The following is a 16,653-nucleotide window of genomic DNA, read 5'->3' as shown; positions in this document are numbered from 1 at the left end:
GAGCGATCTGCTCGGCCGGAGCGGATTCTGTTTGCTGCTGCTGATTGCGCCGCTTCTTGCGGGGTTGCTCGGACTCGGCTGGAGCGATCTGCTCGGCCGGAGCGGATTCTGTTTGCTGCTGCTGATTGCGCCGCTTCTTGCGGGGTTGCTCGGACTCGGCTGGAGCCGCCTGCTCGGCCGGAGCGGATTCCGTTTGCTGCTGCTGGTCGCGCTTCTTCTTTCTGGGCTGCTCTGCCTGCTGGCTTTGCGCGCAGGCCTCCGCCGACTCGCCCTCGGCGCAACTCGATTGCACTGGGATGAGCGGCGCTGCGGTACGTTGCACGGGGCCGAATGCGGCGTCGCCTTGCAGTGGGAACGCGCCTAGCGGCGCGGACGCCATCAACAGGCCAAGCGCCGTGCCTGCCAGAATCCGTGGTTGGCGTTTCATCATAAACACTCCTTGTGGCGTCCCATCCATGCCCAAACTTTCAGCAACCATGTTTGGTTCCTGTTTGTAGGTTCTAGCTGTGGCACAGGGCGATTGACCGGCGTTTTGAAGGCGACTTCATGTCATTCGTATGGTCCTGGCGTATGTTCCGGCGTATGGTCCCGGCGTATCGTTCGGACGAGGGTGCACGGTTGCCGTGCTTGACCTTGAAGCGTCCGGGGGCCACATGCCGACGATGGAAAAGCCGTTCTGGAAGACCAAGACGCTCGAGGCGATGACCCCGGCCGAGTGGGAATCACTCTGCGACGGTTGTGGCAAGTGCTGCCTGTCGAAACTCGAAGACGAGGACACCGGAGAGATCTACTGGACCAGCGTCGGCTGCCGGCTGTTCGACGCTGGAAGCTGCCGCTGCTCCGACTATGCCAACCGGCTGGCGCGTGTTCCGGATTGCGTCGGGCTGACGCCGCAGAACGTGCGCACCATCAGCTGGCTGCCCAAGACCTGCGCTTACCGGCTGGTGGCCGAGGGCCGCGATCTCTATTGGTGGCACAGGCTGGTGTCGGGAAGCGACGAGACCGTGCACGAGGCCGGCATCTCGATGCGCGGCCGGGTCAGCGCCAGCGAGACCGACCTTGCCGAGCCGGACGACTATTTCGACCATATGCTCGCGGACGAGCCTTAGGATTTCCTGCGGTAACGAAGACCGGGAACCATGGCAAAAGGGTACGTTCCCCATCTGCCCTGCATAGAACGGTTCCAGAAACGGACAGACTAACGGCTGGCCCATTCTTGCCGCATGAACGGGGGATGAATGGCCGGTTCGCAAAAAATTCAGACAGGCGGGTGCATTCTCCTCGCATAGGTTTGACGAAAACGGGTGGAAACCCTCAAACAAGGAGAGAAGACAATGTTCAATACCATCAAGACGGTTGCTCTTTCGGCACTTGTCGGCCTTGGCACGCTTGCTGCCATCCCCGCTCATGCTGACAGCATCTATCTCGGCTTCGGCAACAACCAGGATCCGCGCGTCGGCGTCTATACCGGCGACGAAGATGATGGTTACTATCGCGAACACCGCCGTCATGGCGGCTGGCGCCGGTCCTGTTCGCCGGAGCGTGCCATTGACAAGGCCGAACGCATGGGCCTGCACCGCGCCCGCATCATCGACATCAACCGCCGCACGGTCAAGGTCGCCGGCCGCCAGTATGGCGACCGCGTCGTAATCGTATTCGCCAACGAGCGCGGCTGTCCGATCATCTATCGCTAAGGTCTTCGGGCTTGCGGCCGGCTGACTTGCAGCCGGTAGAGTAGCGGAGCCCTTTCCGCCAGGACGGAAAGCGCGGCTCAAAAAACCCCGGAGGATCGATCCTCCGGGGTTTTTTCATGCTGCAAGCGATGATCATTTCAATTCGAAAGTCACCGTCACCTGTGCGGTATAGGAATTCTCGCCGGCTTGCACCGGGACCGACGCGCCGGCGGCATCGAATGCCTTGGCGTTGATCGGCATCGGCGGTGGTGCGAAATTCTGGTCGGTGATTTCCAGGACCCGGCCGATGCCGACGCCGGCCGCTTCGGCCAGCGTCTTGGCCTTGGCCATGGCATTGGCGACGGCCTTCTTGCGCGCCTCGGTGACGGCTGCCGCCGGATCGTCGTTGGAGAAGGAGATGCCGCCGCCCTGGTTGACGCCGAGCGACACCGCCTTGTCGAGAATGTCGCCGGTCTTGTCGATGTCGCGGACGCGCACCGAAAGCGTGTTGGTCACCTGATAGGCGACAAGCTCGGCCTCCTGGCTGCCGTCGGGCTTGTTGGTGTAGTTATAGCGCGGATTGATCTGGATGCCCGCTGTCTGCAGGTCGCGCTCCTTGATGCCGGACGATTTCATGGCAGCGATCACCGCGGCCATGGCGTCGTTATTGGCATCGAGCGCTGCACGTGCCGTCTTGGCTTCGCGCATGACGCTGAGCGTCAGCAGAGCCAGATCGGGTGCTATCGCCGCCTCGCCTTCACCGGTGACGACGATACGCGGCGGCGGTGGCGAATCGGCGGCGGCCGCGATCGCCGGAAATGCGATTGCGGCGGCAATCGCCAGGGGCAAGATACGTCTGGTCATGAAATCTCCTCGATCTGGGATCCCAAGACAGCCGAGTGTTGGCCGGCGTCCAATGGGCGACGTGCAATAGGTTATCAATATGGGCTGATTTGGGCGATCCCTGCCAGCCCCCTTGGAACGCCTGCTCGGAAAGCCTTGTGCGGTTCAGGGAAAAACACTAATCCAGCGCCGTGGGGCCTGTAGCTCAATGGTTAGAGCCGGCGGCTCATAACCGCTTGGTTGGGGGTTCGAGTCCCTCCGGGCCCACCATTGGCTTTTGTGGCCGTTGATTTAATTGGATTTTTTGGCCATTTTTGTCCCACCTCTTTCAACCCCCTCAGAAAGTGGGACAATTTTGTTCTCTTTTCGATCGATAACCAGCAGGTATTTCGCCGCTCTCGCTACCTTCCGGCGACGCGCTTTCTTGATGTAGTGGTCGGGCTGCTGGTACGTAGTCCACCCATATATCGCCTTCAGCTGCTCGTGCGTCGCGCCGTTCTCAGCGGCGATCGTCGCGCCGGCCTTGCGAATTCCATGAGCACTGCAGTGCGGCAGCTCAGCTTGATCACACCACTGGCGCATCTTGTTGCCCAGACCGTTCTCCGAGAACGGGCGACCATACTCATTGACCAGGAAGGTCATCTGGTCGGAGGGCGTGTGCTCAAGTTCCGCCTCTAGTTCGGGCAGAAGCGGGAGCTCCACCAACACCGCATCCTTGTTACGACTGGTCTTCCCAGGCTTAATTCTGATCCACTTCTCCCACTGCTCGGTCTCCTCGTTGTAGACGAGCGTGATGTGCTGTCGACCGAAGATCGCGACGTCGGACAACCGCAGGCCAGTAAACATGAAGATCGAGAGCGCACGTCTGGCTGCGGTACCCAGCGGATGCCGCTTCTCATATTGAACGATCTCCGACACGTCCCATGGGTGCCAGCCGTCGCCGCTCTTTAGCCGTCTGATGCCGCGGGCGGGATTGGAGTCGACGCCCGGAATCTCTGTGTCCTTTGCCCACTCAAACATCGCGCTGATGGCTTTTACGATATTGTTTGCCGCGCCAAGGGCGTCGAGCCTGGTGTCCCTGATCTCCTTAACATGAGACCGTTTCATACCGGCGAATGGCAGAGATCCCTTGGTGGGATACTGAGGATCCGGGTCACCTTCGAGGGGATGAGGTAATTCGCATACGCGCTCCAGAATTGCTCGTCGGCGCGCCATAGTGTCTTGGGTGATTTCCGTGCCGCCCCGACGGTAATACTCCTGGCAAAGCCACAGCAACGTGCCTTTCTTCGCTGGCTCGGAAGGCTTGGGGAGGCGCCGGCAAATCTCGGGAAGAGTGCCGGGCCGAACATAAGTGACCTCGGCGCGCGCGCACCGCAGTTCCTCGAGGAACTCGTCGCTGCCGGTCGGTTCACGGAGCCGGACCTTCTTCCGACCCGGTGCGCGAAAATAGTACCGATCATTGCCGTGGCGATCAGTGTCCTTCACTACGCCCTTAAGATCGATTTTCACGGGCTCATCCGTCATGTTCGTGGTTTTCGATCCCAAGGATTGTCTAGTGGCGGCGAATCTTCGTCAAGCTTTGGTGCTCCTCCGATTTGGCGGTGAGGGAGCTTTCGAAAGGCCAATACAAGTTCCTCGACGTCCCAAACAATGCGCCCCTTGCTCGGCATTCGTGGCTGGGGCATCCGGCCGTCCTGGACCATTTCATCAAAGGTCGTTGAGCTTACGCCGATGAACGTCGCAGCCTGCTCGCGATTGATTCCTACCGGCGGGAGCGAGGGCGGCAAGACGCTCGGGGTGCGTAGCATCGGTTTAGCGCGTTGAAAGCGCGTTTTTGACGCCTGCCTGTCTTCCTATGTACCTGTCCGAATATTGCAGACGCTCAATCATGTCCTAGCCCTGTGCTTGCAGGCTCACCCTAGGTCTCCAGACCTCAGGATCGCTCAAGACACCGGTTTCTTTTCCAGCCTTTGTGTACGATGATGGGTATCTTAATGCGCTCGAGGCCAAGAACTGAATGGTCGGCGACTTGGAAGGGCAAAATGACCGTGGAACCACGAATCTGAGTCAGAGGCGGAATCATGGCTGTGGTTTCAGACGGTTATGACTCTCATGCATGCGTAACAACCAACAAGAATACCAACAAAATGTTTCTGTGGTTACTTTCATTCCTCATGGAATGCGCGACTGATTTGGTCCGACAGCGGCTTCACAAAATAAGAAAGCGCCGTACGCTCGCCCGTCTGGATCATCGCTTCGGCCGGCATGCCGGGCACGAGCGTCAGGTCCTTGAGCTTCGTCAGTTCCGCATGCGGAACCGACAGACGCACCAGGTAATACGAAACGCCGTTTTTTTCGTCCGTCGCCAGATCGGCTGCGATCCGGCTGACATATCCGTTCAATACCGGCGTGGTCCTCAGATTGAAGGCTGACATCCGCAGCACGGCCTTGTGACCAAGCTGGATTTGGTCGATGTCCTTCGGGGTGATTCGTGCTTCAAGCGCAAGATCGTCGCCTTCCGGCACGATTAGCATAATCGGATCGGCGGGCGTGATCACTCCTCCGACCGTATGAACTGCGAGTTGTTGAATGGCGCCTGACTGCGGCGCGACAATATCGATCCGTCGCAGTTCCTGTTCAGCCGCCACCTTGCGCTCAACATACTCCCCAACCTGCGCCTGAACCTCTCTGAGCTCCTGGCCGACTTCCGTCTTGAAATCCGGATCGATCTGCAGGATCTGCAGGCGCGTTTCGGCTATGCGGGCTGCCGTCTGTGCCTGATGTGCAATCTTCTCACCGCGTTCGCCGCCGAAAGTGGCAACCTGCGTCTTCAGACTGTTCAAGCGTTGGTCCGAGACAATGCCTTGGTCGCGCAGCCCACTCAGGGCAGCAATTTCCTTTTGGAGGATCTCGGTGCTTTTCTCACAAGCGATTGCCTGCGCCTTGAGCCCCTCGATCTCGTGCTCATATTGAGTGATGCGTTCCGCTAGCTGCGCCTGCCTTCCGTCGCGGGATTGTCTGCGGAATTCGAACAGCCGCGTCTCGCCATGTACTGCCGAAGCTACGTCCGGAACATCTCTGCGGGCGAGCAGCCAGTCCGGGAAGGCGATCTCCGCCAGATCGTCACGCTCAGCTTCGAGTCGTGCCAGGTTGGCGGCCAGCTCATCGAGCCGCTTGGTGACTACAGCGAGAGTGGCGCGCGTCTGGGTGGCGTCGAGCCGCATGAGGATGTCGCCGGCTTTTACTTTATCACCTTCGCTCACCAGGATTTCTCCCACCACCCCGCCGGTCGGGTGCTGCACCTTCTTCACATAGGAATCGACGACAAAGTGTCCGGACGCGACAACCGCGCCGGAGAGATTCGTGAAGGCCGCCCAGGCTCCGGCTCCTCCCACAAAGATCACGCTCGCCAGCAGGCCCGCCACCAGGTGCCGGCGAATGGACCTAGAAACGTCATTGTTCTGATGAATGCCGGACACCGGGATCCTCCATGTCAGCGCGCTCGTTATCCTGTGTAGACTCGATGGCCTTGACCCCAGCGCCTGATGCCATCGCTGCCCCCTTAAGGACTTTGGAAAGCGCCTCATCACGCGCACCGAATGCTCGCTGCCGTCCACCTTCCATCACCAACACCAAATCCACGGCGCGGATGGCGCTCGGCCGATGGGCAACGACAACCGCAATGCCCTTGCGCTCGCGCACGGAGGCGATCGCCTTGACAACCGCAGCCTCGCCTTCCGCATCGAGATTGGCATTGGGTTCATCCAGCACAACAAGGAAAGGGTCTCGATAAAGAGCACGGGCAAGACCGATACGCTGGCGCTGCCCGGCGGAAAGTGCCGATCCGGCCTCACCAATCGGAGTTTCGTAGCCGTGCTCAAATCGGAGGATCAGTTCGTGCGTGCCCGCTGCTTTCGCCGCGGTGACAATAGCCTCAGGGTCAGGATTATCTTCAAAACGAGCGATGTTTTCGGCAATGGTGCCGTCGAATAGTTCAACACCTTGCGGCAAATAGCCGATATGACGGCCTAGCGCTTCCCGGTCCCATTGATCGAGGCTTGCGCTGTCGATGCGAACCTTTCCGGCGACCGGCGCCCATGCGCCGACGATGGCGCGCGAGAGTGTCGACTTGCCCGAACCCGATGCACCGATGATCCCGAGTGCGCTTCCCGCCTGAACGGCAAACGCAAGGCCGGTCACGGTCGGCTTCCTTTCGCCGGGCGGAACGATTGTCACGCCTTCGAGGCGGAGTTCGCGTTCAGGTGCAGGCATTGGCATAACAGGAGCGGTTTCAGGAACCTTTCCCAAGAGGTCCTCCAGCCGCGCCCAACCCTGGCGCGCCATGAGGAAGGGTTTCCAGCTTGAAATGGCCAGATCGACCGGAGCCAGCGCACGCCCCATCGTGATCGAACTGGCAATCATGACCCCGGCCGTAGTCTCCTGCCTGATGACAAGGTACGCGCCGACGGCAAGAATGGCCGATTGCAGCAGCACGCGCAGCGACTTTGAAATGCCACCCAGCCCACCTGCCACGTCCCCGACTTTCCGGTTGGCGGCCAGATACTTGGCATTGGCCTTGTGCCATCGGGCAGCGATCCGCTTTGCGAGACCGAGAGCTTGCACGACCTCGGCATTGCGGCGCGCTGCTTCCAGTAGACCATTGCGTACCATGTTGTGGTCAATGGTATCGCGTATCGGCCCTTGCGAGAGAGTGTTGGTAAGGAGTGTCAGAGATGTGAGACCGATCGCCCCGATAAGTGCCGTCATGCCGATCCAGAAATGAAAGAGGAAGCAAATGCCAAGATAAAGCAGCATCCATGGCAGATCGAAGAACGCTGTCGGGCCGTTTCCACCTAAGAATCCGCGAACATTGTCGAGATCGCGTAGCGGCTGCAAGCCGTCGCCCGGCATGCGCGTTAAAAGCGGAAGGCGAACGATCGCATCGTGAACGCGTCCGGAAAACTGTTCATCGAAACGCTCGCCAATCCGCAGCAGCACGCGGGCGCGCAAAACGTCGAGCAGGCATTGGAACGCATAAAGCCCTGCAGCAAGCACGACGAGCCCCACTAGCGTCGATACGCTGCCACTTGCCAGAACGCGGTCGTAGACCTGAAGCATGAACAGCGGCGAGATCAGCGCAAGCACGTTGACCACGCCGCTGATCAACAGAATTCCCCAAATAGCGGAAGTCAGAGGGAAAGGTCTCAAAGCTGAATCCTTCAAGGAATGGTTACTCACGTAGGTCTCCGTGAGGATCTGGCGACCCAGCTCCCTATATTGCTCCCCGAGCGGCAACCGACTGCATCCGCTCGCTGATTCAGGATCAGTGCTCCCGCCGAATGTGTTTGGTTTGGCATCTAATGGAGCGGGTCAACAACAACACCGTCCGGCTGAAGGTTTGGAAGGGCAACGTCATCGTGGCCGGCCGCAAGGGCCCGAACAGGCTTCCGCCTCCACGCCTTCAGGGAGATTTCGGTGTACGACCAGCGCGACGTGCAGGGCTTCGTCAAGCTGTACACGCTGCGACTGCTCCCGGGCGCCCCGGCCCATCGCAAGTAGCGGAAACGGAAGCGCCCGCCCCCGGGGGGCGGGGCGCTGTTCCGTATGGGTTTTCTGGATCAAACGAAGGTGAAGTCCGACGCGGTCAGGCCTAGGTCGGCCACGGTGACCACACCGCCCAGGTGGACGAATTCATGCGCGTTGTTGTCGGCGGTGACATAGGCCAGAGTTGCGACTCTGTCGGTGTAGCTGCTTTGGTAGACAATGATGTCGCCGGCGTGCTCGCCGGAGATCGCACTCGCGGCTTCAGAAGCAGAGTTGAAAGATTCGCCAGTGATTACCACGACGTGTTCGCCGTTCGCACCTGAGGCCGCACCACTGTAGAAGCTGCTCACCGGGTAGCCGGACTGTATGCTGGCGTTGTTGACGAAGTTCGCGCCAAAACCGTCATTGTAGAGGCCCACCGCATCGAAGGCGAACTTGTCCTCCGCCGGGTTGAAATCGGTGATAGTGGTAATGTCCGACTTCGACCCGACAACCCCAGGCACCGGATTGTGGAACTGGAACACGAACGTGTCACTGTCGGTGCCCCCGGTCAACGTGTCCTGGCCGTCACCCACGTAGAGGACATCCTGGCCGGGACCGCCGCTGAGCCTGTCATTGTCCTCACCGGAGACGCGCGGGTTGAAGCGGCCGTTGTCGCCGGAGAGATCGTCCCAGCCATCTCCGCCGAAGATGCGGTCGTTACCCTTGCCGCCGATGAGTCGGTCACTGTCCGGGCCACCCGAGATCTCGTCGTTGCCGCCACGACCGTCAATCCAGTCACCGCCCTGGAAACCCTCCATCCAATCGTCAAGCTCGGTGCCGATGAGTGTTTCGGCACCCGGGCCACCCTCGATAATCTTTGCCATCGAAAATACTCCTAATGATGCACCCTGCCTGACGCGTTCATATTGCTCATCGGAGAATTAGAGAAATCGATTGCTTGGATAGACACACATTTACGAAATGGATGCATTCACGTTCACTTCGCCCTTCTGCTGAGCAGTTGCGGGCTCGCTGGCGGCGGGGACGCTGGTCGCCCAAGCAATCGATGAAGATTCGACACTCAAACCGGGACTAGGACGAACTTCGTAACGGGGCCGTCCTGGTTGGGCCCCAAACTTCTCTCTGTTTGCTCGACGCCGGCATACCCGCACCGTGAGCGCTGGACGAGGACAAGTTCCGCTGGCGGAGAACGGCGTGATCGGCTTGCCGCGCCGAAACTGATGGCGCTCGTCGAAGGCATGGACTGGACACGCGTTCGAGCCGAACGGCGACGGCGTCCGGCCGGAAGGCGGTGGCGAAGTGACTCAGGCGCAAAAGGCGGGCTTCAGGCCGTGCACAATAAGCTTCTGTCGGCGTCATGATGAGAAGCGCTTCGGCCCGTCCCCACGAAATCGATACGCTCAAGGCGATGTTCGTCGCCATGGCGGCGGAGAAGGCCGAACTGCAACAACTCCGGAGCGAAACACTCAAGGCCGAGATCGTCCGGATGGCGACACTCAACGAGCGTGCCCAGGTGAGGATCGCCGACCTTCATGGGATCGTCAAGCAGCTGGAGCGCGCCGCTTCGGTCGCAGCTCCGAGAAGCTCGAACGTGCCTAGCAGGCCTTCGCCTTCGAAATCCAGACCGGGCTCGGCGCGATTGAGTCCGAGCTCGAGGCCGCAAGACCGACAGGCGAGCCGCGACGTGCTGCGCGACCGCGCAAGGCGTTCCCGGCGCATCTGGAGCGGGTCGAGATCGTCATCCAGCCCGAGCCATGGGGGAAGAAGCGCTCCCGCAGCCAATCGTCCAGTCCGTCAAACGCGGTCGGCCGCACAGGCTTGCGAAACGGAACAGTCCCGCCCTCGCTTAGATACCGAGGCACCGTGTTGCGAGCGCACCCGAATTCGTTCGCCCGTCGGTTCCCCAGCCAAGCTCATGCAGCGGCAGCATCGCTGCCACCTCTTCAGGCTGAAGGAGCTGCTCTCCCTGCATCGTTCTCGACAATGCAGGAATCGCCCAATCCCAATCGCCATCCATGCCTCCTCTCATAACCGAGGGGTCGTCGGCCGACAACTGAGACGTCCGGTGCTCTTAGGCGGGGTAATCATACGAGATGCCTCCTGCAACATCATTTCCCGCATCCATAGGCTTGCCGGATCATTATTGTGAAGCGCAGGCCATTGGACGGCCTCCGTGAATGCGGCAGGAAGTGGCGGCGGAAGTCCGACAATCCGCAGGGGTGTTAATTTTGCGAAATGCTGCGCCAACCGTAAGGGCATTGTCCCGATGCGGTTGGTGCCTGATATAAGGGGCGGGATCATGCTAAAGCCCTGTACGACGACCTCGATACGTCTCTCGAAACCGTTCTCGAGCAAATACCATTCCTCGATGGAGGGCTGCCGGGTGTCCCCGAATTTAAGCACAACCTGCCCCATCGACAAGTATCGGTCGAATGTAAGTGGCTCTGACAGCTGCTTGTTCGTGCCGCAGCCTACGCATACGAGTATATCTTCGAACAGGGCTGCGCGAGGATGTTTCGACATGAACACTTCCGGCATAATCAGAAAATCAACGTCGCCGCGCCGGAGAAGCTCCTCGGGGTCGTCGGAAATAAGCAGACATTCGAAGCGGACGGCGGGAGCTTCCCGCGCAGCACGCTTTACGATCTTCTTAAAAAATACGAGCGTGAGGTAATCGGAAAGGATGATGCGGAAGCGACGATCCGATCGGGCCGGGTTAAAGGCGTCCCAGGAAATAATCGACAGCTGGATGTGCAGCAATGCCTCCCGGACTGCTGTGGCGAGCCCCTCCGCGCGCGGTGTCAAAATGAGTTCGCGGCCGTTCATCGTAAATAGCTCATCGCTGAAATAGGCGCGTAACCGACCGACGGCGGCGCTCATGGCCGGCTGACTCAGGTTAATACTGCGGGCCGCGGCGGTGACTTTACGCTCCCTGATCAAAGCGTCCAGCACAACGAGGAGATTTAGATCAAGTCCCTTAAAACGCATGTATTGACCTATCCGACGCGTGGATGGGTATCGCCCAAAGAATCAATTTTACGAATGGTGAGTAGCGTCAACGCATCAGCCGACGACGAAATAGAGCAACCGATAGGAAGAACGGCAAAACCGTGTATATGCAAAGCGCGCCGATATGCAGGCCCATGCTGCCGGCCGGACGGCCAAGCATCGCCGGACGAATGAGGTCAATTGCATGTGCGAGCGGCAACAAGGAGGCGACGTCCTGAAAAGCGCCGGGCAATTGGTTGACCGGAAACATCGCGCCGCAAAGGAACAGCATGGGTGTTATAACAAGCGTATTATAAAATATGAAATATTCATAACTGGGCGCAAGCGCCGTGACGACCATCGCTAGACTCGCGAAGGCGAGGCCACTGAGAGCGATGACTGGCAGCAAGCAGAGGATGGATGGCCACGATGTGTAGCCGAGCGTGGTGGCAACAATAGTGATTGCTGTGCCCGCCATCAGGGCCTTGGTGGCTGCCCACGCCAATTCGCCGAGTAAGATATCGCCGAGCGTCAGCTGAGTGCATAGCATTCCTTCCCAGGTGCGCTGGTTGTCCATGCGGCCGAAACTCCCGTAAACCGTTTCAGCAGTCGCCGATGCCATCGCGCTTGTGGCAACCATGCCAGCCGCGAGAAACGCAATGTACGAAGTGCCCTCAACAGGACCTATCATTGTTCCGATGCCAAAGCCGAGACCGAACAGATAGATCATCGGATCGGCGAGGTTGCCGAGAACCGATGCAAGCCCGATTTTCTTCCATCCAAGATAGTTGCGGCGCCAAACCGCGACCCAATTCCATGCATTGGCGGGCATGGCCGCCGCATAACGTTCGCCCATTGTTCAGTCCTCCATCTCGCGCCCGGTTAGCCGCAAGAACACATCCTCGAGATTGGGGGGACGCTGCAGAAGGCGCAGACCCGCGCGCCCGCGTAGCTGCACCAGCACCTGCTCCGGATCGGGTGCATAGCAAAAAAGCGTCTCACCGCTTACCTCGATGCGCTGTGCGTACGGCCGGATCAGCGCACCCAGTTCATGCGGATTGCCGCCGTAGACCTCGACCACGTCACAGCCGATCTGCTCGTCAATGAGTGCGGACGGGCGGCCTTCGGCGATCTTGCGCCCCTCCTCCATAACGCACAGCCGATCGCACAGCCGCTCGGCCTCTTCCATGAAATGGGTAGTCAAAAGAATAGTCTTGCCCCGCGCCAGCAGCGATCGCAGCCGTTCCCAGATCAGGTGGCGGGCCTGCGGATCGAGGCCGGTGGTCGGCTCGTCCATCACTAGCAAGTGCGGGTCATTGATCAGCGCACGCGCGAGCGTCAGGCGCCGCTTCATGCCGCCGGACAGTTCGGCGACGCGCGCATCCGCTTTGTTCTCGAGGCGGGCGAACTCAAGCAGCGACGGTATGACCGCTTCGATCTGGCGTCTGCTCATCCGGAAGTAGCGCCCGAACACCAACAGGTTCTCGCGTACAGTGAACGCGTTATCAAGATTGTCGAACTGCGGGACCACGCCGATGCGCATACGTGCCAAACGCGCGCGCGCCGGCACTGGAGCGCCGAGCACAGTAATCTTCCCCGCATCAGGCGATGTCATGCCGAGGACCATACGCGCAATCGTGCTTTTGCCCGCGCCGTTCGGTCCCAAGAGCCCGAAGCATTCCCCCGCCGTAACGCGGAACGACAGTCTGTCGACAACGAGCTTGTCATAAGTTTTGCTTACGTCAGTAAGATCGATCGTTACCGTGGACATGGGTTCATTTTACCGAGAGCGTCGCCACGACTGGCGGTTGCTGTTGCCTGCCGGACCTGAAACTGTGACTCGTCTTCGCCATCCCAGCCGTCGATAACGAACTGATCGACATCACAAGGATTTAGCCCCTGTTCCGCCAAAGCGGCGACAATTGCGTCGAGATTATCGATGGTTTGATAACGCGGATTGTTGTGCCGCTTTTCCTGCTCAACGCAGAAGACGAGCCGTCCATCCTCGACAAGGGCGATCGCCCCATCATGGGTCAGCTTGGTACCACAGATGCGCATAGTGTCTCCACGTTAACGGCGATAGATTCGATTCATCAGGAAGTGGAAAGCGGGTTCCGGAAACGGACGAGCAAGCAGTCTTCGTTGACCGACTCGCCCCGACACTCAAGACGCTCTACCTCGATCAACGTTTCGTTCAGCATGGCGATGACCGGCTCAGCACCAGCGGCGTGACCCCAGCGACGGCAATTAGCATCCCTTGCCGATCCGAAGATCAGATGCCCGCCTGGCGCAAGCACCCGCACCAGGTTTTTGACGGCCGCGCGCATCTCGGCTATGTCTTCGAGGTAGTATAGGACCTCCGCCACAACGATCAGGTCAAACAACTCGTCGGTCGAAAACTGTTGAACATCGGAGACTATCCAGTTGATGCGCGGCGGCTTCTTTATCCGTTGACGTGCTCGAGCTATCGCTTGCGCCACGACATCGATGACGGTGAGCCCTTGGCAGTAGGGGGCTAGTTTTTCCGTGAATGCGCCGGCAGCGCACCCGACTTCGAGGGCATTTGTAATGGAGCCTTGGGCAAGCGCCAGCTGGAGCATTTGCGTGTGGCGCTCCCGCTCGAACGGATTGCCGTCGAGGCGCCACGGATCGTCTGCGGCCAATTCCCGATCGAGCAACTGATGATTCATGTTCTGGGTCAAACTCGTCCACCTCTCGTCCACCTAGGTAATTAGCGATCACTCGTCGCCGCAGATGTTGCTCGACAGCGCTAATCCCGAAGAATCCGCGCAAGATTGAGCCTGCGAAGCGGAGCCGCATGCGGTGAGAATTCTGCCCTGCTTGATCCAGTGATCGGAGTTTGGGTGGGGGCCTGTTTTCCCCCAGTGTTCGATGTAGCGACAGCAGAGCTTCGCGACAGCCAATCGCTATTGCTCAATGTACACAGCGCGTAGGCCTTCAAGGGAAGTAAGAGAAAGATGTTGATGAACGTGTGCAGGGAAAAGCCCAGAAATCGAAACTGTCGAGCACGAAATGCTACCACGCTGCATCGGAGCATGGTCATGGACACAATCATCAGTCCTGTCCACCAAGGCACAGTGCCTGTCAGTGCGAAATGTGCGAGGCCCGTTAGTACCGATAGGGCGAGGAGTAGCGGCCCGAGATTCTGTCCGACCACGTCCAACGTGAGATAGCTATTGAGGCCGGGCAGCAAGCGCAGCCCAAGCAGCGTGTCCCGGAATGTGCTTCGTGCCCAACGGAGTTGTTGGCGCAGATACGGTCCGAGTCTGTTCGGAACGACTGTGGCCGCGATGGCGCCCGGAACGTACTCGGTTCGAAAGCCTGCTTTCAGCATGAGGATGGTGAGATGGCGATCCTCCCCGAAGTCGCTTGGCTTGCCCCGAAAAAATTGCGACTCGTACTGGTCCAGTAACAAAAGGAGCGCAGACCGGCGGTACATGGCACATGGGCCGCAACAGCACATAACGGCACCGAAGCGAGCCTGTGCCGCGCGCTCCTCGTTGCAAGCCAGCCAGTACTCCATGTCTATCAGCCTTGTCAGCCAGCTCTCGCTCCGGTTACTTGCAATCAACTGACCCATGACTGCGCCGACCGCTGGATCTCGCATCTTCGGTACAAGCTTGGTGATGACGTCGGACGCGAGTATCGTGTCTGAATCAACGTTAAGCACCAAATCCCCGGATGAGCGGCGTATCGCGGCGATCTGCGCCTTGCGCTTTCCAACATTCTCGGGAAGCAAAATGATGTCGAACCTAGGGTCGCGCGCGTAGGTTTCGTGGACAGTTCCTACGGCTTCGCGATTTCCAGAACCGTCATCAACCACATAGACCCGAAGTCTTCCGGCGTATTCTTGGTCTGCAATGGACGCCAGGCACTCTGAAAGCGTGCGCGGATCCTCGTTGAAGCAGGGGACGATGACATCCACGCTGGGCAGTTGATCGGAGCCGACGAGATCCTCCAACGCCGATGAGTCGTTTGTCGGCAGAGCATAAATCCCCTGCATGCTCTTATAAGCAGTCGAGAGCAGTGCATAAAGCGAAATGGCCACAGTGCTGGTTGTACCAAGAAGAGTCATGGGATCTCGTTTGTTCAGTGATGTTGAGGAAGTGAGCGGATTACAAATCCGCGCTCATGAAGTGCTGGAATCAGCCGGGACAGCGCCGTGACCGTCTGGTCGCGCAGACCGGCGTGAGCGCCCTGGCTCAACTCGCCGGGAGGGCATCCGTCGTGCAAGAGTACGATTGCGCCCGGCCGGACAGAGGCGAGCACGGTATCGATAATCGCGTCGACCCCAGGGCGAGACCAATCTCGTGGGTCGATGGACCAATGGAGGGCCGTCAGCCCGGCGATCTGTGACGCTGTGAAGACTTCTTCGCTCCAGGCGCCATAGGGCGCGCGAATATAGCGCACCGAGGCCTGCGGGCACGCCCTCATGATGGCGCCGTTCGCTTCAAAGATCTCACGTTGCACTTCGCCGAAGCCGCATTTGTACAGATCCGGATGAGTCATCGTGTGGTTGCCTAGCTCGTGCCCTTCTGCAAACATTCGTTGGATTAGATCCGGGTGCTCTAAGGCGTAGGCGCCGATGACGAAGAAAGTCGCCGGCACCCGCTGCTCTGCCAACACATCCAGAATCTCCGGTGTGAAAAGTGGATTGGGACCGTCGTCAAACGTCAGATAAACGCTGCGACGGCCGGTGCCGTCAGAGCACTCACGGCGCACTTCGTACAAGCAATCGGGACGGCTCATAGCTCTGGTCCGTTCCGATCGATCATCGTGCCCGTGGGCCATTCGCTGATCGGGCGTCCAACTGGCAGAACAATGGTGAGTGCGTCATCGATGCGTGTGGGCGGCAGGTCGAGGCGGGCCTCTGGTCGGGTGGAGCGCACGCGAATTCCCGACAAAACGGCCATAGGGCTGTATCGCCGCCCGAACCTCTCAACATGATTCCGCAGCGCGTCCCGGACGGTTCCGAAAGCGAATGGAACGCCAAGCTCCTGCAGTATTGGAAGCATGACATGGATTGAATGGGCGATTCCGAGACCCTCAAGATCCGGACGTACCCCGTACAGGCCCAGCTCAGCCACCAACAGATCGACCGCGTCAACCTTGATGAAACGGCGCAGTATGCCCATGTGAGCCGCTACACCGCTCGAATCATAGGCGATTGCGCGGAGTTCAGGCCTGGCTCCGGCCCAGCTTCGACTACCTTCGAACGGTTCTGCGTTGGACGCCCCAGTCGGCCCGTAGGTATTACGAAAGAACTGGGCGAGCTCGACGTGGTCCGAGAGCTGCAACTCGTTTTCCCAGCACAATTTCCACTGCACCTGAGGGCGCATTCAGGACCTCTCTTCAAAATAGTTTCTTGCGGGCCGCATTACCCGGCCAAAGCGGCGGCGTTGTTGGCTGCACTCAACCGTTGTCGTTAGCGACGGTGAGCCAGCCGGTGGGGCTCGCCAATGAGCTCTCTCGATGTTCCCGCCCGTGTGGCGGCGCCGTCGATTTGAGCTTGACGTCGGTCATTTACGTTCCTCTAATGCATGGTTCGTAAATTCGTAAAATTGATTGTTTAGATGATGCC

The 16,653-nt window shown here is 59.3% G+C and carries 14 protein-coding genes, 1 tRNA gene and 3 pseudogenes; 3 read left to right on the top strand and 15 right to left on the bottom strand.

Annotation, left to right across the window (positions count from 1 at the left end):
• A pseudogene (locus tag NKH60_RS19610) lies at positions 1-478 on the bottom strand (hypothetical protein); the annotation flags it as partial.
• A 184-nt stretch (positions 479-662) separates the two neighbouring features.
• On the opposite strand from NKH60_RS19610, the gene NKH60_RS19605 reads away from it, so the two are divergent.
• Together NKH60_RS19605 and NKH60_RS19600 are read left to right on the top strand one after the other, a co-directional pair.
• On the top strand, positions 663-1,109 hold the full coding sequence (locus tag NKH60_RS19605) for a YcgN family cysteine cluster protein (protein WP_023678278.1): 447 nt from the start codon (positions 663-665) through the stop codon (positions 1,107-1,109).
• A gap of 225 nt (positions 1,110-1,334) precedes the next feature.
• Complete coding sequence (locus tag NKH60_RS19600; RefSeq protein WP_352637442.1) at positions 1,335-1,694, top strand: hypothetical protein; 360 nt, start codon at positions 1,335-1,337, stop codon at positions 1,692-1,694.
• 132 nt (positions 1,695-1,826) lie between these two features.
• Here the strand turns inward: NKH60_RS19600 and NKH60_RS19595 are convergent, their stop codons facing one another.
• Positions 1,827-2,537 carry an SIMPL domain-containing protein gene (locus NKH60_RS19595; RefSeq protein WP_352472400.1) on the bottom strand — a complete coding sequence of 237 codons (711 nt, stop codon included), beginning with the start codon at positions 2,535-2,537 and terminating at the stop codon, positions 1,827-1,829.
• 173 nt (positions 2,538-2,710) lie between these two features.
• Here NKH60_RS19595 and NKH60_RS19590 point away from each other — a divergent pair.
• Positions 2,711-2,786, top strand: a tRNA-Ile gene (locus tag NKH60_RS19590).
• A gap of 21 nt (positions 2,787-2,807) precedes the next feature.
• Here the strand turns inward: NKH60_RS19590 and NKH60_RS19585 are convergent.
• The 13 genes and pseudogenes from NKH60_RS19585 to NKH60_RS19525 form a co-directional block, all read right to left on the bottom strand.
• Positions 2,808-4,025: a tyrosine-type recombinase/integrase gene (locus NKH60_RS19585; protein ID WP_352457555.1), complete on the bottom strand. Its 1,218-nt coding sequence runs from the start codon at positions 4,023-4,025 to the stop codon at positions 2,808-2,810.
• 656 nt (positions 4,026-4,681) lie between these two features.
• Positions 4,682-5,995: an HlyD family type I secretion periplasmic adaptor subunit gene (locus tag NKH60_RS19580; protein ID WP_352548197.1), complete on the bottom strand. Its 1,314-nt coding sequence runs from the start codon at positions 5,993-5,995 to the stop codon at positions 4,682-4,684.
• A complete protein-coding gene (locus tag NKH60_RS19575) occupies positions 5,970-7,739 on the bottom strand; it encodes a type I secretion system permease/ATPase (RefSeq protein WP_352450798.1) in 1,770 nt (589 codons plus the stop codon). Before NKH60_RS19575 ends, NKH60_RS19580 begins: the two co-directional genes overlap by 26 nt.
• Before the next feature lie 395 nt (positions 7,740-8,134).
• Positions 8,135-8,926: a calcium-binding protein gene (locus NKH60_RS19570; RefSeq protein WP_352483785.1), complete on the bottom strand. Its 792-nt coding sequence runs from the start codon at positions 8,924-8,926 to the stop codon at positions 8,135-8,137.
• Positions 8,927-9,817: 891 nt separating this feature from the next.
• A pseudogene (locus tag NKH60_RS19565) lies at positions 9,818-10,080 on the bottom strand (hypothetical protein); the annotation flags it as partial.
• 8 nt (positions 10,081-10,088) lie between these two features.
• On the bottom strand, positions 10,089-11,051 hold the full coding sequence (locus NKH60_RS19560; protein WP_352873052.1) for a LysR family transcriptional regulator: 963 nt from the start codon (positions 11,049-11,051) through the stop codon (positions 10,089-10,091).
• Positions 11,052-11,118: 67 nt separating this feature from the next.
• On the bottom strand, positions 11,119-11,907 hold the full coding sequence (locus NKH60_RS19555; protein WP_352450738.1) for an ABC transporter permease: 789 nt from the start codon (positions 11,905-11,907) through the stop codon (positions 11,119-11,121).
• Between the two features lie 3 nt (positions 11,908-11,910).
• A complete protein-coding gene (gene nodI / locus NKH60_RS19550; protein ID WP_352609809.1) occupies positions 11,911-12,822 on the bottom strand; it encodes a nodulation factor ABC transporter ATP-binding protein NodI in 912 nt (303 codons plus the stop codon).
• Positions 12,823-12,860: 38 nt separating this feature from the next.
• Positions 12,861-13,109 (bottom strand): annotated as a pseudogene (locus NKH60_RS19545) (carbamoyltransferase N-terminal domain-containing protein); the annotation flags it as partial.
• A gap of 35 nt (positions 13,110-13,144) precedes the next feature.
• Positions 13,145-13,741 (bottom strand): nodulation methyltransferase NodS, encoded by a 597-nt coding sequence (gene nodS, locus NKH60_RS19540; protein WP_352609840.1) that lies wholly within the window; start codon positions 13,739-13,741, stop codon positions 13,145-13,147.
• 80 nt (positions 13,742-13,821) lie between these two features.
• Entirely contained in the window at positions 13,822-15,147 is a 1,326-nt protein-coding gene (nodC, locus tag NKH60_RS19535) for a chitooligosaccharide synthase NodC (RefSeq protein ID WP_352466667.1), read from the bottom strand.
• Between the two features lie 14 nt (positions 15,148-15,161).
• Entirely contained in the window at positions 15,162-15,821 is a 660-nt protein-coding gene (nodB, locus tag NKH60_RS19530) for a chitooligosaccharide deacetylase NodB (protein WP_352873049.1), read from the bottom strand.
• Entirely contained in the window at positions 15,818-16,411 is a 594-nt protein-coding gene (locus NKH60_RS19525) for a NodA family N-acyltransferase (RefSeq protein ID WP_352615318.1), read from the bottom strand. Before NKH60_RS19525 ends, nodB begins: the two co-directional genes overlap by 4 nt.
• Between the last annotated feature and the right edge of the window lie 242 nt (positions 16,412-16,653).

It is taken from the genome of Mesorhizobium sp. M1006, from assembly GCF_040318825.1.
Classification (GTDB): Bacteria; Pseudomonadota; Alphaproteobacteria; order Rhizobiales; family Rhizobiaceae; genus Mesorhizobium.
The sequence above is the reverse complement of the archived record's forward strand: the minus strand, read 5'-3'. Positions and strand labels throughout refer to the sequence as shown.

Coding starts and splice junctions, on each gene's coding strand:
- NKH60_RS19605 (WP_023678278.1), top strand. CDS start 663: ATGGAAAAGCCGTTCTGGAAGACCAAGACGCTCGAGGCGATGACCCCG.
- NKH60_RS19600 (WP_352637442.1), top strand. CDS start 1,335: ATGTTCAATACCATCAAGACGGTTGCTCTTTCGGCACTTGTCGGCCTT.
- NKH60_RS19595 (WP_352472400.1), bottom strand. CDS start 2,537: ATGACCAGACGTATCTTGCCCCTGGCGATTGCCGCCGCAATCGCATTT.
- NKH60_RS19570 (WP_352483785.1), bottom strand. CDS start 8,926: ATGGCAAAGATTATCGAGGGTGGCCCGGGTGCCGAAACACTCATCGGC.
- NKH60_RS19560 (WP_352873052.1), bottom strand. CDS start 11,051: ATGCGTTTTAAGGGACTTGATCTAAATCTCCTCGTTGTGCTGGACGCT.
- NKH60_RS19555 (WP_352450738.1), bottom strand. CDS start 11,907: ATGGGCGAACGTTATGCGGCGGCCATGCCCGCCAATGCATGGAATTGG.
- nodI (WP_352609809.1), bottom strand. CDS start 12,822: ATGTCCACGGTAACGATCGATCTTACTGACGTAAGCAAAACTTATGAC.
- nodS (WP_352609840.1), bottom strand. CDS start 13,741: ATGAATCATCAGTTGCTCGATCGGGAATTGGCCGCAGACGATCCGTGG.
- nodC (WP_352466667.1), bottom strand. CDS start 15,147: ATGACTCTTCTTGGTACAACCAGCACTGTGGCCATTTCGCTTTATGCA.
- nodB (WP_352873049.1), bottom strand. CDS start 15,821: ATGAGCCGTCCCGATTGCTTGTACGAAGTGCGCCGTGAGTGCTCTGAC.
- NKH60_RS19525 (WP_352615318.1), bottom strand. CDS start 16,411: ATGCGCCCTCAGGTGCAGTGGAAATTGTGCTGGGAAAACGAGTTGCAG.